The sequence below is a fragment of the Nonomuraea sp. NPDC001699 genome, from assembly GCF_053596455.1.
On sequence record NZ_JBSFGF010000005.1, the window covers coordinates 302,737 to 329,054 of the forward strand.

The 26,318-nt window shown below is 71.7% G+C and carries 23 protein-coding genes; 12 read left to right on the forward strand and 11 right to left on the reverse strand.

What is annotated here, in order from left to right:
* The first annotated feature begins 25 nt into the window (after positions 1-25).
* Genes ACWCSU_RS17960 through ACWCSU_RS17970 form a run of 3 tightly spaced genes read left to right on the forward strand, consistent with a single transcriptional unit; the run spans position 26 to position 7,420 of the window.
* Positions 26-517 (forward strand): hypothetical protein, encoded by a 492-nt coding sequence (locus ACWCSU_RS17960; RefSeq protein ID WP_357693516.1) that lies wholly within the window; start codon positions 26-28, stop codon positions 515-517.
* On the forward strand, positions 517-2,613 hold the full coding sequence (locus ACWCSU_RS17965; protein WP_357693514.1) for a flotillin family protein: 2,097 nt from the start codon (positions 517-519) through the stop codon (positions 2,611-2,613). Before ACWCSU_RS17960 ends, ACWCSU_RS17965 begins: the two co-directional genes overlap by 1 nt.
* Before the next feature lies 1 nt (position 2,614).
* Entirely contained in the window at positions 2,615-7,420 is a 4,806-nt protein-coding gene (locus tag ACWCSU_RS17970; RefSeq protein ID WP_449936108.1) for a DNA repair ATPase, read from the forward strand.
* 98 nt (positions 7,421-7,518) lie between these two features.
* On the opposite strand, the gene abc-f is transcribed toward ACWCSU_RS17970, so the two are convergent.
* Together abc-f and ACWCSU_RS17980 are read right to left on the reverse strand one after the other, a co-directional pair.
* Positions 7,519-9,156, reverse strand: coding sequence for a ribosomal protection-like ABC-F family protein (abc-f, locus tag ACWCSU_RS17975; protein WP_449936109.1), 1,638 nt, complete (start codon positions 9,154-9,156; stop codon positions 7,519-7,521).
* A gap of 158 nt (positions 9,157-9,314) precedes the next feature.
* Positions 9,315-9,755 (reverse strand): MarR family winged helix-turn-helix transcriptional regulator, encoded by a 441-nt coding sequence (locus ACWCSU_RS17980; RefSeq protein ID WP_357693508.1) that lies wholly within the window; start codon positions 9,753-9,755, stop codon positions 9,315-9,317.
* Positions 9,756-9,839: 84 nt separating this feature from the next.
* On the opposite strand from ACWCSU_RS17980, the gene ACWCSU_RS17985 reads away from it, so the two are divergent.
* Positions 9,840-10,985, forward strand: coding sequence for an FAD-dependent oxidoreductase (locus ACWCSU_RS17985; RefSeq protein ID WP_449936110.1), 1,146 nt, complete (start codon positions 9,840-9,842; stop codon positions 10,983-10,985).
* Here ACWCSU_RS17985 and dapA read toward each other — a convergent pair.
* A complete protein-coding gene (dapA, locus tag ACWCSU_RS17990; protein WP_357693504.1) occupies positions 10,947-11,825 on the reverse strand; it encodes a 4-hydroxy-tetrahydrodipicolinate synthase in 879 nt (292 codons plus the stop codon). The genes ACWCSU_RS17985 and dapA overlap by 39 nt on opposite strands.
* 71 nt (positions 11,826-11,896) lie before the next feature.
* Between dapA and ACWCSU_RS17995 the strand changes: the two genes are divergently transcribed.
* On the forward strand, positions 11,897-12,766 hold the full coding sequence (locus ACWCSU_RS17995; RefSeq protein ID WP_449936112.1) for a LysR family transcriptional regulator: 870 nt from the start codon (positions 11,897-11,899) through the stop codon (positions 12,764-12,766).
* A gap of 16 nt (positions 12,767-12,782) precedes the next feature.
* Here the strand turns inward: ACWCSU_RS17995 and ACWCSU_RS18000 are convergent, their stop codons facing one another.
* Positions 12,783-13,259 (reverse strand): hypothetical protein, encoded by a 477-nt coding sequence (locus ACWCSU_RS18000; protein WP_357693500.1) that lies wholly within the window; start codon positions 13,257-13,259, stop codon positions 12,783-12,785.
* A 96-nt stretch (positions 13,260-13,355) separates the two neighbouring features.
* Positions 13,356-13,943 carry a TetR/AcrR family transcriptional regulator gene (locus tag ACWCSU_RS18005; protein ID WP_357693498.1) on the reverse strand — a complete coding sequence of 196 codons (588 nt, stop codon included), beginning with the start codon at positions 13,941-13,943 and terminating at the stop codon, positions 13,356-13,358.
* Positions 13,944-14,026: 83 nt separating this feature from the next.
* Here ACWCSU_RS18005 and ACWCSU_RS18010 point away from each other — a divergent pair, with 83 nt between their 5' ends.
* The gene (locus tag ACWCSU_RS18010) at positions 14,027-14,980 is read left to right on the forward strand and encodes a quinone oxidoreductase family protein (RefSeq protein ID WP_449936114.1); all 954 of its coding nucleotides are present in this window, start codon (positions 14,027-14,029) and stop codon (positions 14,978-14,980) included.
* A 5-nt stretch (positions 14,981-14,985) separates the two neighbouring features.
* Here ACWCSU_RS18010 and ACWCSU_RS18015 read toward each other — a convergent pair whose 3' ends face one another.
* Complete coding sequence (locus ACWCSU_RS18015) at positions 14,986-15,936, reverse strand: serine hydrolase domain-containing protein (RefSeq protein ID WP_449936116.1); 951 nt, start codon at positions 15,934-15,936, stop codon at positions 14,986-14,988.
* A 129-nt stretch (positions 15,937-16,065) separates the two neighbouring features.
* Between ACWCSU_RS18015 and ACWCSU_RS18020 the strand changes: the two genes are divergently transcribed.
* The 3 genes from ACWCSU_RS18020 to ACWCSU_RS18030 all read left to right on the forward strand — a co-directional run bounded on the left by ACWCSU_RS18020 (position 16,066) and on the right by ACWCSU_RS18030 (position 18,417).
* Complete coding sequence (locus ACWCSU_RS18020) at positions 16,066-17,049, forward strand: polyprenyl synthetase family protein (RefSeq protein ID WP_449936117.1); 984 nt, start codon at positions 16,066-16,068, stop codon at positions 17,047-17,049.
* An 84-nt stretch (positions 17,050-17,133) separates the two neighbouring features.
* Positions 17,134-17,808, forward strand: coding sequence for a hypothetical protein (locus ACWCSU_RS18025; protein ID WP_357693491.1), 675 nt, complete (start codon positions 17,134-17,136; stop codon positions 17,806-17,808).
* A gap of 42 nt (positions 17,809-17,850) precedes the next feature.
* Positions 17,851-18,417, forward strand: coding sequence for a hypothetical protein (locus ACWCSU_RS18030; RefSeq protein ID WP_397035870.1), 567 nt, complete (start codon positions 17,851-17,853; stop codon positions 18,415-18,417).
* Here ACWCSU_RS18030 and ACWCSU_RS18035 read toward each other — a convergent pair.
* The gene (locus ACWCSU_RS18035) at positions 18,395-19,825 is read right to left on the reverse strand and encodes an MFS transporter (protein WP_449936121.1); all 1,431 of its coding nucleotides are present in this window, start codon (positions 19,823-19,825) and stop codon (positions 18,395-18,397) included. The genes ACWCSU_RS18030 and ACWCSU_RS18035 overlap by 23 nt on opposite strands.
* A 41-nt stretch (positions 19,826-19,866) precedes the next feature.
* Entirely contained in the window at positions 19,867-20,595 is a 729-nt protein-coding gene (locus ACWCSU_RS18040; RefSeq protein ID WP_357693485.1) for a class I SAM-dependent methyltransferase, read from the reverse strand.
* Positions 20,596-20,842: 247 nt separating this feature from the next.
* On the opposite strand from ACWCSU_RS18040, the gene ACWCSU_RS18045 reads away from it, so the two are divergent.
* From ACWCSU_RS18045 to ACWCSU_RS18055, 3 genes are all read left to right on the forward strand, one after another.
* Positions 20,843-22,105 (forward strand): LCP family protein, encoded by a 1,263-nt coding sequence (locus tag ACWCSU_RS18045; protein WP_449936123.1) that lies wholly within the window; start codon positions 20,843-20,845, stop codon positions 22,103-22,105.
* A 100-nt stretch (positions 22,106-22,205) separates the two neighbouring features.
* On the forward strand, positions 22,206-23,135 hold the full coding sequence (locus ACWCSU_RS18050; protein ID WP_449936126.1) for an ATP-binding protein: 930 nt from the start codon (positions 22,206-22,208) through the stop codon (positions 23,133-23,135).
* A 77-nt stretch (positions 23,136-23,212) separates the two neighbouring features.
* Complete coding sequence (locus tag ACWCSU_RS18055) at positions 23,213-23,599, forward strand: SCO5389 family protein (protein WP_449936129.1); 387 nt, start codon at positions 23,213-23,215, stop codon at positions 23,597-23,599.
* A gap of 35 nt (positions 23,600-23,634) precedes the next feature.
* On the opposite strand, the gene ACWCSU_RS18060 is transcribed toward ACWCSU_RS18055, so the two are convergent.
* The 3 genes from ACWCSU_RS18060 to ACWCSU_RS18070 are packed head-to-tail and all read right to left on the reverse strand — an operon-like array spanning position 23,635 to position 26,249.
* Complete coding sequence (locus ACWCSU_RS18060; RefSeq protein ID WP_449936130.1) at positions 23,635-24,615, reverse strand: LLM class flavin-dependent oxidoreductase; 981 nt, start codon at positions 24,613-24,615, stop codon at positions 23,635-23,637.
* Positions 24,616-24,632: 17 nt separating this feature from the next.
* Positions 24,633-25,304 carry a ribonuclease HII gene (locus tag ACWCSU_RS18065; RefSeq protein WP_364083740.1) on the reverse strand — a complete coding sequence of 224 codons (672 nt, stop codon included), beginning with the start codon at positions 25,302-25,304 and terminating at the stop codon, positions 24,633-24,635.
* Between the two features lie 9 nt (positions 25,305-25,313).
* Positions 25,314-26,249: a LysR family transcriptional regulator gene (locus ACWCSU_RS18070; RefSeq protein WP_357693473.1), complete on the reverse strand. Its 936-nt coding sequence runs from the start codon at positions 26,247-26,249 to the stop codon at positions 25,314-25,316.
* Positions 26,250-26,318 lie beyond the last annotated feature (69 nt).

The window sequence follows — 26,318 nt, forward strand, 5'->3', positions numbered from 1 at the left end:
GACAGTTATTTTCACTTTCCTCCTCGTGGCCGTCGTGGCTTATTGGCTGGCCGTCATCGCCGGCCTGCTCGACCTCGACCACGACGCGCCGTGGCTGGGGTTCGGGGGCGTGCCCGCCGGGATCGCGATCTCCCTGTTGGTCGCGATCGCCTGGCTGCTGGCCCTGATCGGCGGCCAGGTGCTGCCGGACGCCGCGCTGGCCGCCGCGCCCTTCGCCGCGGCGGCGGGCGCCTGGCTCGCCACGCGCGCCCTGATCAGGCCGCTGCGCAGGGCCTTCCCGGACGGCGGACGCCACTCGCGCGACGACCTCGTGGGCCGCCCGTGCGTCATCCGCACCGGGGCCGCCACCCCCGACTTCGGCCAGGCCGAGGTCGCCGCCGAGGACGGCTCGACCGCCGTCGTCCAGGTCCGCACGACCGGCGGGGACCGCCTGGCCCGCGGCGACAAAGCACTCATCTTCCAATACGACAAAGACGGCGAATTCTTCTGGGTCATGCCCTACGAAAGCGAGATCTGATGGACGTCATCTCCACGGGCTTCGGCGTATTTCTCGCCGTCGTCCTGGTCATCGTGATTGGCCTGCTCGTCATCATCGGCCGCCTTTTCCGCAAGGTGGAACAGGGCAAGGCGCTGATCGTGTCGAAGGTCAACAAGGTGGACGTGACGTTCACCGGCGCCATCGTGCTGCCCGTCGTCCACAAGGCCGAGACCATGGACATCTCGGTGAAGACCATCGAGATCACGCGTACCGGCCGCGAGGGGCTGATCTGCCGGGACAACATCAGGGCCGACATCAAGATCACGTTCTTCGTCCGGGTGAACAAGACCGCCGAGGACGTCATCAAGGTCGCCCAGGCCATCGGCACCGCCAGGGCCAGTGACGAGAACACGCTCCAGGAGCTGTTCAGCGCCAAGTTCTCCGAGGCGCTGAAGACGGCCGGCAAGCACCTCGACTTCGTCGACCTCTACACCAAGCGGGACGAGTTCCGCGACGAGATCATCCGGCTCATCGGCACCGACCTGAACGGCTACAGCCTCGAAGACGCCGCCATCGACTACCTGGAGCAGACCGCGCTCACCCAGCTCGACTCCAGCAACATCCTGGACGCCCAGGGCATCAGGAAGATCACCGAGCTGACCGCGCTGGAACACGTACGGACCAACGAGTTCCAGCGGGCCGAGGAGAAGGAGATCACCCGCCAGAACGTGGACGCCCGCGAGGCCATCCTGGAACTCCAGCGCCGCCAGGCCGACGCCGAGCTCAAGCAGCGCCGCGAGATCGAGACGGTCAAGGCCCGCGAGGAGGCGGAGATCGCCCGCGTGCAGGCCGAGGAACGGCTGCGCGCGCAGACGGCGGACATCAGGACCGACGAGCAGCTCGGCGTGCAGCGCGAGAACCAGGCCCGCGAGGTGGCGGTCGCCGAGAAGAACCGCGAACGGGTGATCGCGATCGAGAGCGAGCGCATCGAGAAGGACCGCCTGCTGGAGGTCATCGCCCGGGAGCGGGAGACCGAGCTGTCGCGCATCGCCAAGGACAAGGAGGTCGAGACCGAGAAGCGGTCGATCGCCGAGGTCATCAGGGAGCGCATCGCGGTCGACAAGACGGTGGCCGAGCAGGAGGAGAGCATCAAGCGGCTGCGCGTGGTCGAGGAGGCCGAGCGCACCCGCCAGCAGGTGATCATCGCCGCCGAGGCCGAGGCGCAGGAGAACCTGGTCAAGGACATCAAGGCGGCCGAGGCGGCGGAGGCGGCGTCGAAGTTCAGGGCCCGTGAGGAGCTGGTGCTGGCCGAGGCCCGGCAGCAGGCCGCCGAGCTGGACGCGCGGGCCAAGATCCGGCTCGCGGAGGGCGTCCAGGCCGAGTCCGCGGCGGCCGGGCTGGCGCAGGTGCAGGTCAAGGAGCGCGACGCGGACGCCATCGAGAAGGTCGGCCGCGCGGAGGCGGCGTCCCTGGGCGAGAAGCTGCGGGCCGAGGCCGAGGGCGCGCGGGCCATGGCGCTGATCGAGGGCGACCGGCTCAAGGCGCAGGCCGAGGGCGAGCAGGCCATGGCGCTGGCCGGCGCCACCGCGATCGGCGAGAAGCTGAAGGCCGAGGCCGAGGGCCTGACCCAGAAGGCCGCCGCGATGGCCGCCCTGGACGAGGCCAGCCGGGGCCACGAGGAGTACCGCCTGCGCCTGGAGGCCGACAAGGAAATCAGGCTCAAGCACATCGACGTCACCCGCCAGGTGGCCGAGTCGCAGGCCAGCGTGCTGGCGGCGGGCCTGTCCAAGGCCAACATCGACATCGTCGGCGGCGACACGATGTTCTTCGACAAGGTCGTCGGCTCGATCACCACGGGCAAGGCGGTGGACGGCTTCGTCGGCCACTCGGAGGTGGCCGGGGCCCTGGTGCAGCCGTACCTCAACGGGACGGCCAGCCTGGCGGCCGACATCGCGAGCGTGGTCGGCGGGGTGCGCACCGAGGACATCAAGAACCTGACCGTCTCGGCGCTGCTCATGCGGCTCATCCAGGACGGCGGCCCGCAGTCGTCGGCGCTCGGCGAGCTGCTGGAGACCGCGCGGCGGCTCGGGTTGGCCGACTCCCCGGTGGCCGCGCTGGCGGCGGCGAAGGGCTGACGTGAGCACCACCGAGCTGGAAGCCGGGACCTACGAGGTTCTCAGGAACCGTCTCCAGGCGCAGGCCAAGGCCCTGGCGGTCGCGGCGGAGGAGGTCAACGGGCAGCGGCTGCGCGTCTTCGGCGGCGCGGAGCTGCGCCTGCTCGGCACCGAGCGCATCAGGACGGAGAACAACTGCGTCCCGAGGGACATCGTCTCGCTGGGCGAGGTGATGTTGTTCGGCTACAACGTCTTCATCGGGCTCAAGCCGGAGACGACCGTGGCCGACGTGTTCGCCGTCCACCGCTTCACCAGGGACGGGGACACGTTCACGTTCGAGACCGGCAAGCTGGAGACGCTGGAGGAGCCGGCGTTCAGGAAGGACTTCGCCGAGCTGTACCGGTACTACAAGGAGACCAGCCTCCAGCAGCTCAGGCGGGTCGAGGGCAAGCTGCTGGCGGTGTTCCGGACGGGCCCGGCGGACACGCGGGTGCTCAGGTGGGCGGTCAGCAACGGCGGTGTCCCGAGATATCTGGACAACCGGGGAGAGCGGGACCACGTCTTCCCGCCGTCCCACGACTTCGAGTGGACGCCGACCACCCGCGACGACCACGTGCTCGGCCGCCATCCGCACATCTCGATCGAGGGCGAGGTCTTCGTCGAGACGATCGGCGGCGACCTGACCATCAAGGTCGAGAACAACACGGAGACCGGCGCGGGCGTCTACTCCGAGCCGGTCACCGAACGCCTCCAGTCGCTGGCCGACGCCGACGTCGAGTACGCCAGAATCGGGCCGCTCGTCCTCATGCGGATCAGGCCGTACAAGGAGCAGGACTGGCGGCATCTGGTCTTCAACACCCGTACCAAGGCGGTGACCAGGCTCGACGGCATCGGCCAGTCCTGCCAGCGGCTGCCCGAGGACCAGGGGCTGATCTTCCCGGGCGGCTACTACCTGGCGACCGGGGTCAGCAAGACGTTCGACACGGACGTGACGGACCTGGAGTTCGAGCGGGTCGTGCGCTCGCCCAACGGCGAGGACGTCCTGTACGTCTTCCACGCCCGGGGCGACGGCCGCTCGCTGCTGCTGCCGTACAACGTGATCAGGAAGGAGGTGGCCAACCCCATTGTCTGCCACGGGTACTCCCTGTTCGACGACGGCACGATGGTGGTCTTCCGCGCCCTCTCCGAGGAGCCGACCCGGGTCCACCCGATGCAGGTGTGGCAGACGCCGTACGTGTCCGACACCTACGCCGCCGCGCAGCCCACCGGGACCGGGCCCCTGGAGCGCATCGGCAACGCCGAGCTGGTGCGCGGGATCTCCGACTGCCTGTCCGTGGCCCGCATGGTCGAGGAGATGGCGGCGTCGGAGGCCACGTTCGAGGCGCTGATCGCCGCCTGCACCCGCGCGGCGGACTCCTACCACTGGCTCGGCGAGCACGGGCTCGCCGCGCCGCTCGCCGGGCCGCTCGCCGACGTGCGCGCCACCGCCGAGCAGGTGCTCGACGAGTACGAGAACGTCGAGCAGCTCACCCGCCAGGCCGCCGACACGCTGACGGCGGCGGCCGAGGAGACCACCCACCTGGTACGCCAGGCCGCCGCCGACACCCCCGCCACCGCCGACGCCTGGGTCACCACGCTGGCCGGCCTGCGCAGGCAGCAGGGCCGCCTGGTGACCCTGCGCGACGTCCGCCACCTGGACCTCGCCCGCCTGGACGAGCTGTCCGCCGCCGTGACCGCGGAGCTGGCCGCGACCGGCAGGCGCGCGGTCGCCTTCCTGGAGGGCGCGGAGGCGTTCACCGCCTACCACGCGGCGGTCGAAGGGCTGGCCGCCGACGCCGCCGCGATCGCGACCGTGGCCGAGGCCGCGCCCGTCGCGGACCGGCTGGCCGAGCAGGCGGAGGGCCTGGAGGTGGTGACGGAGGTCGTCGGTTCGCTGGAGATCGCCGACGCCACGGTCCGCACGTCGATCCTGGGCCGGATCGCCGAGGTGCTGGGCGGGGTGAACCGGGCGCGGGCCCTGCTCGACGGGCGGCGGCGCGAGCTGCTGGGCTCGGAGGGCCGCGCGGCCTTCGCCGCCGAGTTCGCCCTGTTCGGCCAGGCCGTCACGGGCGCGCTGGCGATGGCCGACACACCGGACAAGTGCGACGAGCAGCTCGGCCGCCTGATGCTTCAGGTGGAGAACCTGGAGGCCCGGTTCGGCGAGTTCGACGACTTCGCCGCCCAGCTCGCGGGCCGGCGGGACGAGGTCTACGAGGCGTTCTCGGCCAGGAAGCAGACCCAGCTCGACGGCCTGGCGCGACGGGCCGACCGGGTCTTCGCCTCGGCCGGGCGCATTTTGGCCAGTGTGACCGGGCGGCTGGCGTCCCTGGGGTCGATGGACGAGGTCAACACGTACTTCGCCACCGATCCGATGGTCGGCAGGATCCGTACGGCGGCGGCCGAGCTGCGTTCCCTGGGCGACGCCGTACGGGCCGAGGAGCTGGACGGCCGGGTCAAGGCGGCCCAGCAGGAGGCCGGCCGCGCCCTGCGGGACCGGCTGGACCTGTTCACCGACGGCGGCGAGACGCTGCGCCTCGGCCGTCACCGCTTCGCCGTCAACACCCAGCCGATCGACCTGACGCTGGTCCCGCACGACGGCGACCTGCACTTCGCGATCACGGGAACGGACTACCGCGCGCCCGTACCGGCCTCGTTCGCCGACACGCGGCCGTTCTGGGACCAGCTCCTGGTGTCGGAGACGCCGGACATGTACCGGGCCGAGCACCTGGCCGCCTCCCTCCTGGAGTCCGTACGGCCCGGGGCTCCCCTGGCCGACCTGGTACGTCAGGCCGCCGAGCAGCGATACGACGAGGGTTACGAGCGCGGCGTCCACGACCACGACGCGATCCTCGTCCTGGAGAGCCTGGTCCGCCTGAGCGAGGGCGCCGGACTCCTGCGCTACCCGCCCGAGGCCCGCGCGGCGGCCCAGCTCTTCTGGGCCTTCGGCACGGACGAGGTTTCACGTAAAACATTGACCACCAGAGCCGCCTCCCTGGTCCGCGCCCGCTCGGTCTTCGGCCACACCCCCGCGCTGGAGGCCCTGGCCGTCGAGCTCAGTGCCCGGATCGCCGCTTTCTCCCCCAGTGCAGAGGGCGCCGCCGAGCTGGCCGGTGAGTACCTGGTCGAGGAGCTGGGCGCGACGCCGTTCGGCTTCGTGACCGGCAAGGCGGCCCGCGACCTGCTCGACGGCTTCAGGCAGACACTCGGCCCGGCCAGGACGCGCGAGTTCGAGGAGGAGCTGGCCGCGCTCCCCCTGCCCGAGCGGCTCCAGCTCGCCCACGCCTGGATCGGCGCCTACCGCCAGGGCCCCGAGGTGGCCGAGGCCGTCGCCGTGCACCTGTGCGACCTGCCCCGCCACGACTCCGACGCCGCCGTCGAGGAGACCGTCGAGGGCCTGCTCGGCGCGCATCCGCGCGTCCAGGACCGCAGGCTGCGGGTCAGGCTCGACGAGCTGCTGGCCAGGGCACGCGCCTTCAGGCGGGAACGGGTTCCGGCCTTCCGGGCCTACCAGCGCCGCCGCAACGAGCTGGTCGAGCAGGAACGCCGCCGGCTGCGCCTGGAGGAGTACCGGCCCAAGGTCATGAGCGCGTTCGTCCGCAACCGGCTGCTGGACGAGGTCTACCTGCCGCTGATCGGCGACAACCTGGCCAAGCAGCTCGGCGCGGCGGGCGCGGGCAAGCGCACCGACCAGATGGGCCTGCTGCTGCTCATCTCCCCGCCCGGCTACGGCAAGACCACGCTGATGGAGTACGTCGCCAGCCGCCTCGGCCTGGTCTTCGTCAAGGTGAACGGCCCGGCGCTCGGCCACGGCGTCACCTCGCTCGACCCGGCCGACGCGCCCGACGCCACGGCCAGGCAGGAGGTCGAGAAGATCTCCTTCGCGCTGGAGACCGGCAACAACACCCTGCTCTACCTGGACGACATCCAGCACACCTCGCCGGAGCTGCTGCAGAAGTTCATCTCGCTGTGCGACGCCCAGCGCCGCATCGAAGGCGTCTGGAACGGCCGGACCCGCACGTACGACCTGCGCGGCAAGCGGTTCGCGGTGTGCATGGCGGGCAACCCGTACACCGAGTCCGGGCAGCGCTTCCGCATCCCGGACATGCTGGCCAACCGCGCCGACGTGTGGAACCTGGGCGACGTGCTCTCCGGCAAGGACGAGCTGTTCGCGCTGAGCTACGTCGACAACGCGCTGACCTCCAACCCGGTGCTGGCCCCCCTCTCGGGCCGCGACGGGGGCGACGTCGAGCTGCTGGTACGCCTGGCCAAGGGCGACCCGGCCGTCCGCCCGGACCAGCTCCGGCACCCGTACGGGAAGGCCGAGCTGGACCAGGTGCTCGGCGTGCTGGGCAAGCTGGTGCGCGTCCAGGAGGTGGTGCTGGCCAACAACGCGGCGTACATCGCGTCGGCGTCGCAGGCGGAGGCGTCCAGGACCGAGCCGCCGTACCGGTTGCAGGGGTCGTACCGGAACATGAACAAGCTGGCCGAGCGCATCGTGCCCGCCATGAACGACGACGAGCTGGAGGCGGTGATCGACGACCACTACCTGGGCGAGGCGCAGACCCTCACCCAGGACGCCGAGGCCAACCTGCTCAAACTGGCCGAGCTGCGCGGCCGCCTGACCCCCGCCCAGGCGGCGCGCTGGGCGGAGATCAAGGCGGCCTTCCTCCGGGCCAGGGCGCTGGGCGGCGACGGCGACGACCCGATGACCCGAGCCGTGGGCGCCCTCGGCCTCCTCGCCGACCGGGTCGGCGAGGTGGGCACGGCCATCAGGGAATCCGACCGCTGAGCGAGGCGGCCACCGGCCGTCGGGGAGTGCGGCCGGTGGCCGAGGGAGGCACGGCCATCCGTCGGTCGGCCCGCCCCTGAGCCGGGCGGGCACGGCCGTCAGGGGGTGCGGCCGTTGCGGGGGGCTGGGGCGAGCTCCAGGTGGGCGCCGGTGAAGGCGGCGCGCAGGCGGCGGTCGTGGGTGACGACCACCAGCGCGCCCTCGTAGTCGGCCAGCGCCTCCTCAAGCTGCTCCACCAGCATCGGCGACAGGTGGTTGGTCGGCTCGTCGAGCAGGAGCAGGTCCACCGGGTCGCTGACCAGGCGGGCCAGCTCGACCCTGCGGCGCTGCCCGTACGAGAGGTCGGCGAGCCGCCGCCGCAGGTCGTCCGGCCGGAACAGGCCCAGGCCGAGCAGCCGGTCGGCGTGCTCGCCGGGGCTGCCCGGCCGCCCCTCGGCGAAGGCCGCGAGCACGGTACGGTCCAGCCGCGCCGCCTGTTCCTCCTGGCGGAGCAGCCCGGCCCGCCCGGCCCGGCGTACGGTGCCCGCGTCGGGACGCAGTTCGCCGGCGAGCACCCGCATGAGCGTGGTCTTGCCCGCGCCGTTCGGCCCGGTGACCAGCAGCCGCTCCCCCCGCCGCACGGTGAGCCCGTCGAGCCGCAGCCGCCCCGCCACCCGCACCCCGTCGAGCACGACCGCCGTCGGTGGCCCGTCCGGCACGTCGGTGAGGGACGGGACGGAGGTGGCGATGGAGGTGGCGATGGAGGCGGTGAACCGCAGCGGGACGGGCGGCGGTGGCACCGGGTGCTCCCTGAGCCACCGCATCCGCTGCTGCGACTGCCGGACGCGCCCGGCCGCACCGTGCGTACGCGACCGCGCCCGCCACGCGCCGGTGCCCATCCCGGCCTTCGCCATCGCCCGCGGGACGGCCGCCATCCGCCCGGCGTTGGCCGTCACCAGACCGGCGTGCCGGGCCAGCTCGGACCGCCACTCCTCGTGGGCCCGCACGTGCGCGGCCCGTTCGGCGGCCTTGGCCGTGAGGTAGCCGGAGTAGCCGTCGCCGTAGCGGCGCACCCGTCCGGCGGAGACCTCCAGGATCACCGTGGTGACCCGGTCGAGGAACTCCCGGTCGTGACTGATCGCCACGACCGTGCCGCGGTGCTCGCGCAGACGCTCTTCGAGCCAGGCGACGGCCTGGTCGTCCAGGTCGTTGGTCGGCTCGTCGAGCAGCAGCAGCTCCGGCGCGGCGGCCAGCGTCGCGGCCAGGGCCAGCCTCGACCGCTCGCCGCCCGACATCGTGGAGACCGGGCGGTCCCGGTCCAGGCCGGGCAGGCCGAGGCCGTGCAGCGCGACGTCCACGCGGGTGTCGGCCTCGTAGCCGCCGCGCGCCTCGAACTCGGCGACGGCCTTGGCGTAGGCGTCCAGGTCGGTGGCGGCGAGCGCGCGCATCCGCGCCTCGATCTCGCGCAGCTCGGCCAGGGCCAGGTCCACGACGTCGGCCACGGTGGCGTGCGGCGGCAGCTCCAGCGACTGCGGGAGGTACCCCACGCCGCCGGGCGCGACCACGGTCAGCTCGCCGTTGTCCGGACGTTCGACGCCTGCCATGAGCTTGAGCAGCGTGGACTTGCCCGAGCCGTTGTCGCCGATCACGCCGGCCCGCTCGCCGGGCCTGACGGTGAGCGACACACGGTCCAGGACGGCCCGGGTGTCGTAACGCTTGGTGATCTCGGTCAGCGCCAATTGGGCAGCAGTACGCATAGAGGCCCCACCTCCTTGTCTCAACGCGGATATGACCGGTACGAGGCGCGGCGGAGCTGTCGGCTCAACGCGGATGCGCCTCGGGCGTGAGAATCACAGGAAGCAGTAACCCATATCGCCGGACACGGTAGCCCGTAATGGGATCTTTGTACAGCCCTTTATTCGGCCCGCAGTTCCGTGGTGGCCTCCCGTTGCAGGGCCGTGGACCGCCGGAGGAAGTCGACGATCAGGGCCAGTTCCTCGTCGGTGTAGCGGTCGTACAGGCCGGACATCGCGGCCACGAACGGCTCGAACAGCTCGCCGAAGCCGGCCAGCCGCTCCCAGTTGATCTCCACGATGACCCGGCGCCGGTCCTTGGTGTCGCGCACCCGGCGGACCAGCCATTTGGCCTCCAGCCGGTCGATCAGCCCGCTGACCGAGGCCGGGGCCAGGCCGGTGTGCTGGGACAGCTCCCCCGCGGTCAGCGGGCCGAGGCGCTGGAGCAGGTCGAGCGTCTTCTCCTCGGTCATCCCCAGGCCCAGCCGCTCGCCCATGGCGCTGTGGTACATGACCGCGGCGTTGCTGCTCTCGCGACCCGCCTCGACCAGTTCGTCCAACAATTTCTTTCGATGCACCGAAATATCTCTGGACATCCCGCCGCCTGCTCTCATATATTTCGTTCGGTCGAACGAAAGGATATCACCATGAAGGCTCTGGTCATAGGCTGCGGGATCGGCGGTCCGGTCACGGCGATGGCCCTCCAGGCGGTCGGCATCGACGCCGCGATCCACGAGGCGTACGGGCGGGGCGCCGAGAACGTCGGCTCGTTCCTCAACCTGGCCTCCAACGGCCTGGCCGCCCTGCGCGTGCTCGGCGTCCACCGCGAGGCGCTGTCGTCGGCCATCCCCACCCCGCGCATGGTCATGTGGAGCGGCACCGGCAAGCGCCTCGGCGAGGTGGCCAACGGCCTGCGGCTCGACGACGGCACGGTCAGCCACACCGTGCTCCGCTCCGACCTCTACGGCTCCCTGCGTGACGAGGCCGCCCGGCGCGGCATCCCCATCACGTACGGCAAACGCCTGGTCTCCTACGAGGACACCGGCGACGAGGTCGTGGCCACCTTCGAGGACGGCACCTCGGCCACCGGCGACCTGCTGATCGCCTGCGACGGCGTGCACTCACGCACCCGTTCGCTCCTCGACCCCGGCGCGCCCGGCCCGCGCTACAGCGGTCTGTACAGCTTCGGCGGCATCGTCCGGGACGCCGGGGTCGGCGGCGAGCCCGGCGTCTACAACATGATCTTCGGCAAGCGGGCCTTCTTCGGCTACACGGTGGCCGAGTCGGGCGACACGTGGTGGTTCGCGAACCTGCCCAGGCGGCTCGGCGACGTGCCGGCGGACTGGAAGCCGGTCCTGGAGGAGGCGTTCGAGGGCGACGCGAACGTCTCGGCCGACGTCGTCCGCCGCGGCCCGGTCGACCTGGCGCTGCCGGTGTACGACCTGCCGCCGGTGCCCGTCTGGCACAAGGGCCGCGTCCTGCTCACCGGGGACGCCGCCCACGCCACCTCGCCCAGCTCCGGCCAGGGCGCCTCGCTGGCCGTCGAGGACGCGGTCGTGCTGGCCAGGTGCCTGCGGGAGGCGAAGGGCCACCGCGAGGCGTTCGAGCGCTTCGAGGCCGAGCGGCGGCCCAGGGTCGAGCGGGTGGTGGCCTACTCCAGGACGATCAGCAACAGCAAGGCCGCGGGCCCGGTCGCCCGGGTCTTCCGCGACCTGATGCTGCCGATGTTCCTGAAGCGGAGCGCGAGCCAGGAGTCACTGGCCTGGATGTACCGCCACCAGGTCGGCCTGTGACACCGCGGCGGCCGAGGCGGGCAGCAGCGGCAGCCGCACGTCCGGCGTGGGGATCAGGCCCCTGGCGTGCAGGACGCCCTTGATCACGGTCGGGTTGGGCTCGGCGAAGAGCGCGCGGGAGACCTGCGCCAGCCGGTGCCCGAGCGGACGCGCGGTGGCCACGTCACCGGCCTGCCAGGCGTCCACCAGCTCGACGAAGCTCCTGGTCAGCAGGTGCGCCGAGGCCAGGATGCCGCCGGAGGCGCCGAGGGCGAGCAGCGGCGAGACGAACGCGTCGTCGCCGCCGAGCACCTCGAACTTGTCGGGCAGATCCGCGAGCAGGTCGATCGTGTCCTGGTCGATGCCGCCCGCGGCGTACTTGACGCCCGCGACGTTCGGATGGGCCCCGATGCGCCGCAGGGTCTCGGCTCCCACGGCCTGTCCCGTCCGGTAGGGGATGTGGTAGACCACCAGCGGCACGGGTGACGCCTCGGCCAGCGCCTCGAAGTGCGCGATCACACCGCGCTCGCCGGGCCGCAGGAAGTACGGCACGGTCACCAGGGCCGCGTCCACCCCGGCGGGCAGCTCGCGCAGCGCCGCGGCCGTCGTCCGGGTGTCGTTCCCGGTCACGCCCACGGTCAGCACCGCCCGGCGTCCGGCGCACACGCGGACGCAGGTCTCGACCACCAGCGCCCGCTCGGCGGGGTCGAGGGCGGCCACCTCGGCCGTCGTCCCCAGCGCCACCAGCCCGGCCGCGCCCTCGTCGAGCATCTGCCCGGCCAGCTTCTCGACCGCGTCGGCGGCCACCTCGCCCGACGACGTGAACGGCGTGACCAGCGGTACGTGGATTCCTCTCAGCATGCTCCGAGCCTGCCGCCCGACGACCTGTTAGGTCCAGTTCGGATTTCTTCGTTCGAGCTTAAGATGAACTTATGCTCGATCCTCGCAAGCTCCACCTGCTCCGCGAGCTGGCCAGGCGCGGCACGATCAGCGCCGTGGCCGAGGCGGTCACGTTCACGCCTTCGGCGGTCTCGCAGCAGCTCAGCGCGCTGGAGCGGGAGGCGGGCGTGCCGCTGCTGGAACGCACCGGCCGCACGGTCACCCTCACCCCGGCCGGGCTGCTGCTCGTCGAGCACGCGCAGGCCGTGCTCGAACAGCTCGAACGCGCCTCGGCCGCGCTCGCCGCCGCCCGGGGCGGGCCGTCGGGCCCGCTGCGGATCGGCGCGTTCCCGACGGCCACCCGCGTGCTGCTGCCGCCCGCGCTGGCGCGCCTGACCGGCGCGTACCCGGGCCTTGAGCCGATGGTCGCCGAGATCGACCCCGCCGACGTCTCGGCGGCGCTGCGGGCGGGCGAGCTCGACGTAGCCCTCGTGCACGAGTACGACTTCGTGCCCCCGGTCACCGACGCCTCCATCGAGACCGAACCGCTGTTCACCGAGCCGATGTACCTGACCGACCGCGCCTGCGTCCCCGACGCCCGCGACGATCCGTGGATCCTGAGCAAGCCGGGCACGCTCTGCCACACCATGGCGATCAGGGCCTGCCAGGCGGCCGGCTTCGAGCCGCGGGTCCGGCACCACATCGACGACTTCGACACCGTGCTCGCCTTCGCCGCCGCGGGTCAGGGCGTCGCGCTCGTGCCCCGGCTGGCGGCGCTCACCCCGCCCGGCGGCGTCTCGCTGACCCGCCTTCCCCTGAGCCGCCGCACGCGGGCCGCCTTCCGCCGCGGCTACGGCGACCATCCGGCGGTCCGCGCGGCCGTCGCCGCCTTCCACGCCGCCGCCACCACCCTCCCCCTCTGACACCGCCCCCCGCGAGCTAGACCCCCGGGTCCGCAAGGGCGCAGATCGCGTAGACGGTGAAGTTGTACGCGAAGCCGTAGTTGCTGGGCGGGGCCACCTCCCAGCCGTTGGTCCCCGCCGGGCGGGAGGCGTTGGGCGAGATCGTGTCGGGCAGGGTGTACCCGCCGCTCACCACCCGCTTGCCCGCGCTGCACGTGACGCTCCGGGGCGTGGACGAGAACGGCGGATTCGTGAACTCCTCCTGCACGAGCTCCCAGCCGAGGACACCGTCCCGGCCGGGCTCGCCCGGCGGACCGGGCGGGCCGGGGCGGCCGGGCGGGCAGTGCTCGCAGTGGTGGCCGCAGCAGCTCGGCGGATCGGTGGCCCCGGGCACCGTCGCCCCCGTCCGGGCGGCGGCAGCGCTCTGAACCGAGACGGCCCCGGCTCCGCCGAGCAGCAAGGCGCCCGCCGCCAGCACCGAACAGGCGGGGACGGATCGAATACGGAAGATCATGGCACTCCTCGTGGGTTCGGAGCCCAGATACCCGCGACCCGGGGCGCCACAGACGCCCACATGATCAAATTTCAACCCAGCGATCGGTAAATCCGCTCAGGAGGCGGGCCTGCCGAGCAGCCCTTCGGCGAGGGCGGCGAAGCTGCGGGCGAGCCGCGCGCTGTCCCCGGCGCGCAGCCGGCTCGCGATCGGCTCCATGTGCAGGGACCCGAGCAGCAGGTGGGCGATCTCGTCCGCGTCCACGTCCGGCCGTCCTTCGGTGATCAGCGCGGTGACGTGCCGGTGCCAGCCGACGTAGATCGGGTTGGCCTCGCGAGGCTCGGACCTGCTCGTCGCCACCGCGTGCTCGTGCGCGGCGACCAGGTTGCCGTTGCGCGCCGCCAGCTCGGCCACCGCTCCGAGGAAGGCGACCAGCCGTTCGACGGGCGGCGCTCCGGGGCCGAGCGGCGGCGGCCCCTCGGCCACCGCCTGGTCCAGCTCGTGGGCCCGCTCGCTCATCAGCTCCCGCATCAGCCCCGTACGGCTGCCGAAGCGGTGGAACACCGTTCCCTTGCCCACGCCCGCGGCCACCGCGACCCGCTCGACGGAGACCTGCTCGGGCGGGTGCAGCCGCAGCAGCTCCTCGGCCGCCCGCAGGATCGCCCGCCTGTTGCGCGCGGCGTCGGCCCGCTCTCGACGTTCCATCCGGTCATTGTTTCCCATGGACAAAGTTGACCAGCGGTCCATATATTAACTGGACCAGCGGTTCAGATATGGGAGGAACAACCATGCTCGCCATCCAGCTCGACGCGACCGGCGGCCCCGAGGCCCTGCGACCCGTGGATCTGCCCCGCCCACGCGCCGCCGCGGGCCAGGTCGTCGTCCGCGCGCAGGCGATCGGCGTCAGCCATGCCGAGACGCAGATCCGCTCGGGCGCGCTGCCGTTCCCGCTGCCGCTGCCCGCCGTGCTCGGCGCGGAGGCGGTCGGCGAGGTCGTCGAGGTGGGCGAGGGCGTGGACGGCGGCCTGCTCGGCACCGTCCGCGTGGGAGTGACCGGCGGCCTCGGCGCCTACGCCGAGTACGTGGCCATGCCCGCCGCCATGACCTGCCCCGTCCCGGAAGACGTGACGCCCCTGGAGGCCCTGGCCGGGGCCGCGCCCGGCGCGATCGCCCTCGCCCTGCTGCACCGGGCCCGGCTCGGCGGCGGGGAGACCGTGCTGGTCGAGGCGGGCACGAGCGCGGTCGGCGGGCACGTGGTGGCGCACGCCAAGGAGTTCGGGGCGGCTCGGGTGATCGCCACCGCCGGTTCGCCGGCCAAGCTGCGGCGGGCCCTCGACCTCGGCGCCGACCAGGCCGTCGACCACGGCGACCCGGCCTGGCCGGACGCGCTGCCGGACATCGACGTGGTCTTCGAGTCGATCGGCGGCGCGTCGGCCCGGCGGGTGCTCGACCGGCTCGTCCCCGGCACCGGACGGATGTTGTTCTACGGCATGCTCAGCGGCGAGCCCGCCGCCGTCACGGCCGCCGACCTGATGGAGCGCGGCCTGACCGTCGTGGGCTGCAGCGGCCCCGGCTGGGCGGGCCAGGTGTTCGGCACGCACTACCCCGAGATGCTCGCCCGGCTCGGCTCAGGACGCAGCCGGGCCGCCGTCCACGGGACCCTGCCGCTGGCCGAGGCGGCCGAGGCCCATCGCCTCCTGGAGTCGCGGGCGGCCACGGGCCGCGTCCTGCTGGTCCCGTGACCGGCTCACCGGTCGAGGACGGCGTCCAGCACGGCCGTGGCGCTCACCTGCTCCCCGTTGTAGTCGCCGGCCGTCACCGCCACCACCAGCTCCTCGCCGGGCAGCACGAGCAGCCGCTGGCCGCCGTTCCCGATGGCCTCGGTCCACGGCCGGTCGCCGGTGCTGACGTACCACTGGTAGCCGTAGCGGAAGGTGCCGTCAATGACGACGCGGGGCCGCGTCATCTCGCGCACCCACTGCTCGGGGACGATGCCGAGCCCGCCGCCGAGCACGAGCCGTCCGAGTGCGGCCAGGTCGAGGGGCCGCAGCCGCAACCCGGACGCGGCCATGGCCACCCCGTCCGCGCCCTTGGTCCACTCGGACCGGGTGATCCCGAGCGGCTCGAACAGCACCTTCGTGGCGTACTCCTCCAGCGGTTCGCCCGCGCCCCGCGCGATGAGCCCGCCGATCAGCGCCGAGGCGCCGCCGCAGTACCGCCACCGCCTCCCGGCTTCCTCGACCACAGGGCGTTCCAGGACGAACCGGTACCGGTCGGGGGCGAGCTCCATCGCGAGCTCACTGTTGGCCGGGCTCGTGTACGGCAGGTCCTCGTTCCAGTCGAGCCCGAGCGTCATGGTGAACGCGTGCTCGACGGTGAGGTGAGCCCGCTCGGAATCAGCCACCAGATCCGGATATTCGGGGAACTGTTCCACCAGTCGGGCGTCCGGCGGCGGCACCAGCCCGTCGCGCAGGGCGATGCCGTACAGCAGGGCGACCACGCTCTTGGTGACCGACCGCACGTCGTGCGGCGTGTCCCGGTCGAACACGACGTGCCGGGGCTCCTCCGTGATCCGCTGGTCGACGCCCGCGCCGTAGTGCTCGACGACGACCTCGCCGCCCCGCATGACCACGACCGCGTGCAGGTTGGGCGCCGTGCCGGCGTTCAGGACCGCCTCGACCCGCTCCGCCATTCCCATGATGTCCTCCTAAGCCCGGGGGACATCCTGTCGTACCGGCTCACACGATGTCAGGGTCAACCCTCGGGCTGAGAGCGTCCTCAGCGTCTCTCAGGCGCGGCACAGCGGCTCAGGAGCAGGCTTGATCCCATGGAGCAACTCGTGAACAGCCCCGCCGTCGCCGAAGGTCTGCTCAAGGTCGAGGCCAGGATCAGGCGGCTCAGCGGTTCGTCCGCGCTGCCGGGGATCAACGCGGGCGCCGGGCGGATCGTCGGCGCCGGAGGCAAGCGGTTGCGTCCGGCGCTGACGCTGGCGACCTCGCTCGCCCTCGGCAGGGCCCCCGACCGCCGGGTGATCACGGCCGCCGCGTGCGTCGAGCTCATCCACGCCGGCTCGCTCGTGCACGACGACCTCATGGACCGGGCGACCGAGCGGCGCGGCACCCGTACGCTCAACGCCGAGCTGGGCGAGGGCAAGGCGCTGGTGATCGGCGACTTCATGCTGGCCAGGGCGGGCCTGGCGGCCATCACCGCGGTCTCCAGGCCGGTCGCCGAGGTGCTCGCGGCCACCGTGGTCGAGCTGGCCGAGGGCCAGTACCTGGAGACGAGCGAGCTGTTCAACCCGGCCAGGACCCGGGAGAGCGCATTGCGCTCGATCACCGGCAAGACCGCCGCGCTGTTCCGGGCCGGCTGCCTGGTGGCGGCCGTCTGCGCGCGGGCCTCCGCCGAGGACCGGGCCCGCGTGGCGGCGTACGGCGAGAAGTTCGGGCTGCTCTTCCAGGTGCTGGACGACCTGCTCGACCTGACCGCCTCCAGCGCCCAGCTCGGCAAGCCGGCCGGCAACGACCTGCGGCAGGGCGTCTACAGCCTGCCGCTGCTGCTGTCGGGCACCGACCTGGGCGACCTGCTCGGCCGTGACATGACCGACGAGCAGGTGGCCGAGGCGCTGCGCAGGCTGCGCGCGGGCGACCTGGTGCCCAACACGCTGGAGTTCTGCCGCGGCCTGGCCTCCGACGCGCTGGCCGCCCTGCCGGTGATCCACGACAAGGAGATCGCGACCCTCCTGTACGGCCTCCCGACGGCCTACATCGACCACGTCGCGAGGATGTCGTCGCAGTTGACGGGCGTCGGTTGAGATTTGTTGGAACAATTGGTAGGAATCGCCTCCACAACCCGGTGAATCGCGCTAATACTGGAGTCACGCACTACAGGAGCGCACATGCGAAAGATCCCCCCTCGCATGATGATCCGGGACGACGGGCTTGAGTCCAGTCACTTCCTCCAGCTCGCCGCCGTGGACTTCACCGGCATCTACGCGGTCCACCTGGCCGCGAAGGAAGAACGGCTGAAGATGACCAGGCTCGCGTTGAGCCTGTTGTCGGGGCCGTTCCTGGCGGCCATCGCCCTGACCAGCGCCAAGGTGGTGGACCCGCAGAGCCTCACGGACTGGCAGCGCGTGCCGTGGTACCTGTTCGCCCTGGTCACGGCGTTCGGGGTGCTCAGCGTGCTGCCGTTCCTGCGGCTGATCGAGGCGGTCGACGCGCACGCCAGGACGGCCCGCGCGATCAACAACTTCCGCCTGCTTTACGCCTCCAGGCTCAAGGACCGGCTCGGCTGGAGCCCGAACCTGCCGACCGACCCGCGCTTCCCGGAGACGTACGCGCCGCTGGCCTGGCCCGGGATCAACGTGATGACCCTGGCGCTGGCGAACTCGACCTACCTGACGGTGGGCCTCACGGGCCTCTGCGGGCAGGCGCCCAACCTGCTCATGCTCACCTTCGGCGTCCTCCTGGTCGCGCTGGTCCACTACGCCGTCTACTACGTGCGCTGCAACGTGACCAGGCGACGCCGGCTCCCGCACAACCCCTACGAGTTCCCGAATCAGGAGACCTGAATGCCCGGCCCTGCGTCATGGGCGTCATGTGGGGAGGCGTGGATGTGGATGATGCGACATGTCTGGACGGCGGGCACCCTCGCCGACGACGACCGCGGCCCCGTGATCGAGGCGCCGTCCGTGCTGTTCGAGATCGCCGAGGTGAGGGGCGACGACCCGATCATCGCGCGATACGGCGACGCCGAGAGGCTGGCCCTGTACAGCAGGAAGTTCAGCGAGGACGTGGTCGTGCCGCCGTTCAAGTACAGCTACGGCGCGCGGATCAGGGGGCAGCTCGCCTGGGCCGCCGACCTGCTGCGGGTCAAGCCGTACAGCAAGAGCGCGTGGATCTCGCTGACCACCCCGGGCGAGCCGTACGACGCGGTGCCGTGCCTGATCGGCGTGGCGTTCCGGATCCGGGACGGCGCGCTTGTCATGACCGCCACCTTCCGCTCCCAGAACGCCTTCACCAGCTACCTCAACTACCTGCCGCTCGCCGAGGTGCACGCGACCATGGCCCGCGGCCTGGAGCTGGACCGGGGCCCGATGCGGGTGTTCGTGGACGTTCCGCACCTGTACCTGGCCGACAGCACCCAGGTGCTGCGCGTCATGCGGCCCGCGCGGCGGTGAGCGGCGCGGCGATCTCCTCCAGGCCCTTGCGCTCGGCCTTGACCCCGAAGACCAGCTCGACCAGCCCCGCGACGATCATCACGATCGCGCCGATGGAGAACGCCAGCGCCGTGTCGCCCGGCTCGCCGCTCTCGACCAGCGAGGCGAACACGAGCGGGCCCGCGATGCCCCCGGCGGCCGTGCCGATCGCGAAGAAGAACGCGATCGCCATCGCCCTGGTCTCCATCGGGAAGATCTCGCTGACCGTCAGGTACGCCGCGCTCGCCCCCGCCGAGGCCACGAAGAGCACCGCCGACCAGCAGAGGGTCAGCGTCATCGCGGTCAGCGCGCCCTGGCCGAACAGCCAGGCGGTGCCGAGCAGCAGCACTCCGGAGCCGATGTAGGTCGCCGTGATCATCGGGACCCGGCCGACGGTGTCGAAGAGCCTGCCGAGCAGCAGCGGGCCGAGGAAGTTGCCGACCGCGATGATGGCGAAGTAGTAGCCGGTGTGCGAGTCGATCTTGAAGAACGTGGTCAGGATCTGGGCGTACCCGAAGGTGATCGCGTTGTACAGGAACGCCTGGCCGATGAAGAGCGACAGGCCGAGCACCGTGCGCTTGGGGTAGAGCGCGACCATCGTGTGCGCGATCCTGAGGAAACCGATCGACCTGCGCTGGTGGATGGTCATCGACTCCCGCGGCTCTGGCAGGTCGCCGCCGATCCGGCGTTCGATGTCGTCCACGAGCTGCTCGGCCTCGCGGTCGCGTCCGTGGATGAACAGCCATCGGGGGCTTTCCGGGACGTTCCTGCGTACCAGCAGGATGGCCAGGCCAAGCACGACGCCGAGCCCGAACGCCACCCGCCAGCCGATGTTGATCGGCAGGTCGTTCAGCAGCGGCACGGTCAGCAGCGCGCCGCCCGCCGCGCCGAGCCAGTAGCTGCCGTTGATGATGATGTCGATGCGTCCCCGGTGGTGGCTCGGGATCAGCTCGTCGATCGCGGAGTTGATGGCCGCGTACTCGCCGCCGATGCCGAAACCGGTCATGAACCGGAACAGGAAGAACCACCAGGCGTCGAAGGACAGGGCGGTCATCAGCGTGGCCGCGAGGTAGACCACGAGCGTCAGCAGGAACAGCTTCTTCCTGCCGAACCTGTCGGTCAGCCAGCCGAAGAACAGGGCCCCCACGCAGGCCCCGGCGACATAAAGGGCCGCGGCCAAGCCGGCGACCTGCGCCTGGGTGATGTCCAGGCCGCTGCCGGGCTTGGCGAGCTGCCCGGACAGGTTGCCGACGATGGTGACCTCTAACCCGTCGAGGACCCATACGGTCCCGAGACCGATGACGATCATCCAGTGCCAGCGGGACCACGGCAGCCGGTCCAGCCGTGCGGGCACTTTGGTAGTTACCGTGCCGGTTTCCACGTCGCTCATAAGGGCACTTGGGTACCCGGTAAACGAACGGCAAACGTTCCCTACAAGGCGGCTTTTCTGGCCTCGACCAGGGTGGTGCCGAACCAGGGGCCGCCGTACCACAGGCGTGCGCCGAGGTCGCGCACGCGGATGTCGATCACGCCCAGTCCGCGCAGGACGTCCTCGTAGGCGGGCACGTACCGGAAGTCCGCGACCAGCATGAGCCCGCCGGGCCGCAGCACCCGATGGGCCTCGCGGACGGCCTGCTCGCGACCTTCGGCGGAGGGGATGTTGTGGATCGCCAGGCTCGACACGACGACGTCGAAGGCGCCGTCCTCGAACGGCAGGGCGCGCATGTCGCCCGTGACCAGGTCGACCCGGTCGGCGACGCCTTCCGCCGCGGCGTTGGCCAGGGTGACGGCCGCGGCGTTGCCCGACTGGTCCTTCGTGCTCCACAGGTCGACCCCGGTGGCCCGTCCGGACGTGAGCCGGGCGGCGGCCGTCAGCAGCACCGCGCCGCGCCCGCAGCCGAGGTCGAGCACCCGCTCACCGCCTTCGAGCGGCTCCAGCAGCTCGGCCCAGACGGCGAACTTGCCGCGGCGGGTGGTGTAGAGGTAGCTGGCCGCGCTGGCCAGCGTGTAGAGCCCGCCGAAGGCGAAGGCGATCCCGGCGGCGGGGATGTCCAGCATGAAGGAGACCACCGCGAGAGCCAGCAGGACGATCGCTCCGAAGAACAGTCCGCCGAGGGCCCACGGTGCGTCGAATCCGTAGCTACCGTGTCGAGTGCTCACTCTCACGTTATATCTCAAGATGGTCTTGACCGGGAATTGAGCAAACACTGCCCCTTCACCCTCAATTGAGCCGCAACGCAATAACTATGGTGACTTGGATGGGCTGGCATTGGGGGTTTGACCAGGCATGACAGGGAAACATCGCGAATTCGGCCTAGGTGCGAGCATTGCGCTGACGGTGGCGTCGGCCGCCCTCTGGGGGGTGGCGCACCTGGCCACCCACCGCCATCGGATGGGCATCGCTCTGATGGCAGCCTACGTCCTGATGCTCGCCGGCATCCTCACGGTGTTCACGGCGTTCAGCACGCGTCTGCTGTCGCTGGCGGTCCAGCCCGGCTGGCTCACCCTGCTCACCGTGGCGCTGGTCGTGATCGCGCTCGCCTGGACCGCGGTGATCATCCGTTCGTTCCTGCTCGTCCGCCCCGACTCCTCCGACATCGCCGGACGCTTCCTGACCACCACGCTCGCAGCCGCCCTCTGCGCGCTCGTCCTGGCCCCCACCGCGTACGCGGCCCGCCTGGCCTACCTGTCCCGCGACGTCGTCCGCAGCGTCTTCTCCACCCCCACCGACGACAGCGCCCCCATCGTCGCCCAGGACCCGTGGAACGGCGCGAAGCGCGTCAACTTCCTCCTCATCGGCGCGGACGCCGCCCCCGGCCGTCCCGGCGTGCGCACCGACAGCATGACCGTGGCCAGCGTGGACACCGAGACCGGCGCCACCACCCTGTTCGGCCTGCCGCGCAACCTGCAGAAGGTCCAGCTCCCGCACGGCCCGGCCCGGAGCCGCTTCCCCTTCGGCTTCACCGGCGACGGCCCCAACACCCCCGGCCTGCTCAACGAGATCTTCCAGTACGCCGAGGACCACCCGGACATGGTCCCCGGCGTCCCCAAGGGCAAGCGCGGCCCGTCGCTGCTCAAGCGCACCGTCAGCGACATCCTCGGCATCCCGGTCCCCTACTACGCCATGGTCGACATGAAGGGGTTCGCCGAGATCATCGACGCGATGGGCGGCGTCCGGGTCACCGTCAAGTACCCCATCGTGTACGGCAAGTACCGCGAGGGCCTGCTCCCCGCGGGCACCCGCAAACTCTCGGGCGAGGAGGCCCTCTGGTACGGCCGGTCGCGCACCGACAGCGACGACTACGTCCGCATGGGCCGCCAGAAGTGCCTGCTCAACGCGGTCGCCAAGCAGGCCGACCCGATGACCGTGCTCAAGAGCTTCGAGAAGCTGGCCGCGGCCACCAAGCGGGCCATCTCCAGCGACGTGCCCCAGGACCTGCTGCCGGCCCTGATCGAGCTGTCGGACAAGGTGAAGGACGCCAGGATCAGGAGCCTGAGCTTCGTCCCGCCGCTGATCAGCACCGTCACGCCCGACTGGTACCTGATCAGGCGCAAGGTCTCCGAGTCCCTGGACGAGCGCCCCGCCAACCGGTCGGCGAGCGCGCACCACTCCGCCGAGCCGACCCAGGACCCGGAGAACCCGGTCAGCCTCGACGCCGCCTGCGGCTGAACCCTCACCTTCCCGACAGCCATCACCCGTGCACGGAGTGTGGCATGATGGTGCCCGGGCCCAACGGAAACGATTTTCATCGTCATTTCAGGGAGCGCACGTGAGAGTGGCATTCGTCGGCAAGGGCGGCAGCGGGAAGACGACGATCTCGGCGCTGTTCGCACGGCACCTGGCGAGCCAGGGCGACCCGGTGGTCGTCATGGACGCCGACATCAACCAGCACCTGGCCCTGGTGCTCGGCCTCGACGCCCAGCCCGAGCCGCTCGGGGCCCACCTCACCGCGATCAAAGACCTGCTGCGCGGCGACAACCCGCGCATCGCCTCGGCCGAGACCATGGTCAAGACCACCCCGCCGGGCCGCGGCTCGCGCCTGCTGCGCTTCGACGACCTGGCCGCGCTCGACTACGCCGTGACCACCCCTCATGGCCTGCGCCTGCTGGCCACGGGGCCGTTCGACGACGACGACCTCGGCGTGGCCTGCTACCACTCGAAGGTCGGCGCGGTCGAGCTGCTGCTCAACCACCTGGTCGACGGCCGGGGCGAATACGTCGTGGTCGACATGACCGCCGGGTCCGACTCCTTCGCCTCGGGGCTGTTCACCCGCTTCGACCTGACCTTCCTCGTCGCCGAGCCCACCAGGCAGGGCGTGAGCGTCTACCAGCAGTACCGCGACCACGCCGCCAAGTACGACGTCGCGCTCGCCGTGGTCGGCAACAAGGTCCACGGGCCGTCCGACGTGGAGTTCCTGCGCGAGCACGTCGGCGACGACCTGCTGACGTGGATGGAGCACTCCTCGGCGGTGCGCGCCATGGAGCAGGGCCGCCACTTCACCCTCGACGACCTGGAGCCGGCCAACCTCGACGCGCTCGCCGTCCTGTGCAAGACGCTCGACGGGCAGGAGAAGGACTGGGCGCGCTTCGGCCGCCAGACCGCGGAGTTCCACCTGCGCAACGCCCGCGCGTGGGCCAACGCCCGTACGGGAGCCGACCTGGCCGAGCAGATCGATCCTGACTTCGTCTACGGCCCGTAAACCACACCTCCAGGCATCTGGAGCGACCCTCTTCCCCCGCATAACGTCAGATTCGATCCCCTTCGAGAGGAGACAGCATGTCGCTGACCGTCCCGAACGATCTGCTGGACCAGGCCCGAGCCGGAGACGTGGACGACGCCGCGTTCGTCGCCTGCGTCCGCGACTCGCTCCCCTACGCGTGGTCGATGATCAGTGAGCTGGTCACCGAACGCTCGCGCAGCGGAGCCGAGTTCGCCGACAACCAGGTGCCACCGCCGTCCGAGGAGGCCCGTGGCCAGCTCCTGCGGTGTCTGGCGAGCGACGCGATGCGCGGCGCGCTCGAACGCCACTTCGGCGTACGGCTGGCCTTCCAGAACTGCCACCGGGTCGCCGTCTTCGACCCGTCGGCCACCAAGGCCCTCGACGAGTTCGTGACCCCGCGGGCCCAGATCCTCAACCAGAAACCGGAGCTGGTCGACTGCTGAACCCACGGGCGAGCCGGGCCGTCCCGGCTCGCCCGTCAGCCCCTCAGCAGGGGCAGGACCTCCGCGCCGATGCGGCGCACGTCCTCCAGGGCCCGCCGGTGGTCGCCGATGCCCTCGACGGTCAGGATGACGTGCTCGATGCCGGTGCTCTGGGCCGTGCGCAGCAGCACCTCGGCGCAGTGGGCGGGCGAGCCCACCGGGTGGATGCGCGTCAGCAGGTCGACGTAGGCGGCGACGTCCCGTGCGGGGCGTGGCCGGTCGTCCACCGGCAGGTAGCCGGCCAGCCCGGGGCCGAGCCACGCGGGCATCGACTCCTTCAGCTCGCGGACGGCCGCCTCGGTGGAGTCGGCCACGTGGGCCACCCCCGCCGCCAGGTGCCCCGCCGGGCTCCCGCCGCGCGCGACGTGCTCGGCGACCAGCTGGGCCTTCTCCCGATCCCCGATGTGCATGCCGAGCAGCATCGGCAGCCCGCGCTCGGCCGCCAGCGCCACCGTCGAGCCCGACGTGCAGGCCACCACGGGCCGCAGCCGGGCCCGCGGCACCAGGGCGACCTCCCTGAACCGGAAGAACTCCCCCTCGGCCGCCACCGACCCCTCGGACAGGGCCTCGACCAGCAGGTCGAGCGACTCGGCGAACCCCCGCTCGAACCGGTCGAGCCCGGTGCCGAACACCTCCAGGTCGACCCACGGACCGCCCCGGCCGACGCCGGGCGTGAACCGCCCGCCCGACAGGTGGTGCAGCATGGCCGCCTGCTCGGCCAGCGCGACGGGATGCTGCGAGGACAGCACGCTCACCGCCGTGCCGAGCCCGATCCGGCTGGTACGCCCCGCGGCCACGGCGGCCAGCGTGACGGCCGACGGGCACACGCCGTAGGACATGAAGTGATGCTCGGCGATCCAGGCGTCGTGGAACCCGGCCGCCTCGGCGGCCTCGATCAGCTCCACCGAGTTCCGCAGGACCCGCCCGGGATCCTGGCCGGGAAAGCACGCCGCGATGACGAAGATCCCGATCCGCACTCCCCCGATCCTACGGCTCAGCCGAACAGCGCGGCCTGCCCTTCACCCACGAGCGGATCCCTGACCTGCTTCAGATGCCGCCATTGCGGCAGGTCGTCCAGGTAGGACCAGGAGAGCCGGTGGTGCGGCGTGGGGCCGAGCCGGGCCAGGGCCTCCTGGTGTGCGGGCGAGGGATATCCGGCGTTCTCCGCGAAGCCGTACTCCTCATGCCCGATCAGCCCCATGTACGCGTCGCGCCGCACCTTGGCCAGGACCGAGGCCGCCGCGACCGAGACGCTGGCCGCGTCGCCCTTGATCTCCAGGCGGACCGGCCAGGGAGCGCCGATGTAGTCGTGCTTGCCGTCGAGGATCACGGCGTCGGGGCGCACCGGCAGGGCTTCGAGCGCCCGGCGGGCGGCCCTGCGCAGCGCCTCGGTCATGCCGAGCGCGTCGATCTCGGCGTGGCTCGCCTCGCCGAACCCGATGCCGGCCGCCCACGCGGTCAGCTCGTCGGCGAGCGGCCCCCGCTTGGCGGCCGAGACCTGCTTGGAGTCGGTCAGGCCGGGCGGCGGCTCGGACAGGTCGGTCACGACGGCACAGACCGTCACCGGCCCCGCCCACGCACCCCTGCCCACCTCGTCGACGCCCGCGACCGTGCGGGTGCTCGGCATGGACAGCAGGAGCTGCTCGATCTCGTACGTCGGCGCCATGCGCAGACGCTACCGCTCGGCCGGGGTCACCGGTTCCAGATCGCCCGCGATGTACCGGGCGGCCACGTGGATCGCCCGCAACGTCACCGACACCGACGGCCGGTGCACGCTGGACCTGCGGGCCACCGCGTGCACGTCGCGGCCGACCGGGCTGCCGGGGAACTCCCGCACCGACAGCCCCCGCACCCCGGCGGCCAGCGCGAGCGCGGGCACCGCCGCGATGCCGATGCCCTTGGCGACGAGCGAGAGGATCGTCCCCAGCCCCTCGAACTCCCAGGGCGTCGGCCGGGTGCCGCCGACGTCCTGGAACAGCCGGTCCACCGCCAGGCGCGAGGGCTCGCCGTCGGGGGTGGCCATCCACGGTTCGTCGCGCAGTTCGCGCAGGTCGAGCGGCACGTCGGGGTCGGCCAGCCGGTGCCTGCGCGGCACGACGAGCACGATGGGGTCGCGCAGCAGGGGGAAGACCCGCAGGCTCTCGCTCTCGCGGACCGCGCCGTACCAGTCGTCCACCAGGGCGATGTCCACCTCGCCCGACTGGACCTCCCGCATCCCCCGGCCTGACCGGCTCTGGCCCAGTCGGAGCGTCAGCTCGGTGTGGCGGCGCAGCGAACGCGCGAGCGCCGGCGCGAATGCCACGGCCGCTGTGGGGAAGGCGGTGACGACGACGCGCCCCGAAGGGGTGCCCGCATGGGCGGAGAGGTCGGACTCGGCCTCCTCGACCATTGACAGGATGCGTTCGGCGTGCTGGACGAGCCGGCGTCCCGCGTCGGTGAGCTCCGCGCTGCGCGCGGTCCTGTCGATGAGCGCGGTGCCGGTCTCCCGTTCCAGCGCCGCGAGCTGCTGGGAGACGGCCGACGGGCTGTAGCCCAGGGACTCGGCGGCGGCCGCGATGCTGCCACGGCGAGCGAACTCGCAGATCAGTGCCAAACGCCGGAATTCGAGCATCAGACTTCCTTATGCCTACCCACAAAAAGCCTCGCTTGTCCTGATGCCTTCATACAACCACCCTGGGAA

Excerpts from the sequence above, each read along its gene's own strand:
- ACWCSU_RS18020 (WP_449936117.1), top strand. The coding sequence starts at position 16,066 with ATGGAGCAACTCGTGAACAGCCCCGCCGTCGCCGAAGGTCTGCTCAAG.
- ACWCSU_RS17965 (WP_357693514.1), top strand. The coding sequence starts at position 517 with ATGGACGTCATCTCCACGGGCTTCGGCGTATTTCTCGCCGTCGTCCTG.
- abc-f (WP_449936109.1), bottom strand. The coding sequence starts at position 9,156 with ATGCGTACTGCTGCCCAATTGGCGCTGACCGAGATCACCAAGCGTTAC.
- ACWCSU_RS18045 (WP_449936123.1), top strand. The coding sequence starts at position 20,843 with ATGGCAGCCTACGTCCTGATGCTCGCCGGCATCCTCACGGTGTTCACG.
- ACWCSU_RS17995 (WP_449936112.1), top strand. The coding sequence starts at position 11,897 with ATGCTCGATCCTCGCAAGCTCCACCTGCTCCGCGAGCTGGCCAGGCGC.
- ACWCSU_RS18010 (WP_449936114.1), top strand. The coding sequence starts at position 14,027 with ATGCTCGCCATCCAGCTCGACGCGACCGGCGGCCCCGAGGCCCTGCGA.
- ACWCSU_RS18000 (WP_357693500.1), bottom strand. The coding sequence starts at position 13,259 with ATGATCTTCCGTATTCGATCCGTCCCCGCCTGTTCGGTGCTGGCGGCG.
- ACWCSU_RS18015 (WP_449936116.1), bottom strand. The coding sequence starts at position 15,936 with ATGGGAATGGCGGAGCGGGTCGAGGCGGTCCTGAACGCCGGCACGGCG.
- dapA (WP_357693504.1), bottom strand. The coding sequence starts at position 11,825 with ATGCTGAGAGGAATCCACGTACCGCTGGTCACGCCGTTCACGTCGTCG.
- ACWCSU_RS17985 (WP_449936110.1), top strand. The coding sequence starts at position 9,840 with ATGAAGGCTCTGGTCATAGGCTGCGGGATCGGCGGTCCGGTCACGGCG.
- ACWCSU_RS18030 (WP_397035870.1), top strand. The coding sequence starts at position 17,851 with ATGTGGATGATGCGACATGTCTGGACGGCGGGCACCCTCGCCGACGAC.
- ACWCSU_RS18065 (WP_364083740.1), bottom strand. The coding sequence starts at position 25,304 with ATGGCGCCGACGTACGAGATCGAGCAGCTCCTGCTGTCCATGCCGAGC.
- ACWCSU_RS18005 (WP_357693498.1), bottom strand. The coding sequence starts at position 13,943 with ATGGAACGTCGAGAGCGGGCCGACGCCGCGCGCAACAGGCGGGCGATC.
- ACWCSU_RS18055 (WP_449936129.1), top strand. The coding sequence starts at position 23,213 with ATGTCGCTGACCGTCCCGAACGATCTGCTGGACCAGGCCCGAGCCGGA.
- ACWCSU_RS18035 (WP_449936121.1), bottom strand. The coding sequence starts at position 19,825 with ATGAGCGACGTGGAAACCGGCACGGTAACTACCAAAGTGCCCGCACGG.
- ACWCSU_RS18070 (WP_357693473.1), bottom strand. The coding sequence starts at position 26,249 with ATGCTCGAATTCCGGCGTTTGGCACTGATCTGCGAGTTCGCTCGCCGT.
- ACWCSU_RS18025 (WP_357693491.1), top strand. The coding sequence starts at position 17,134 with ATGCGAAAGATCCCCCCTCGCATGATGATCCGGGACGACGGGCTTGAG.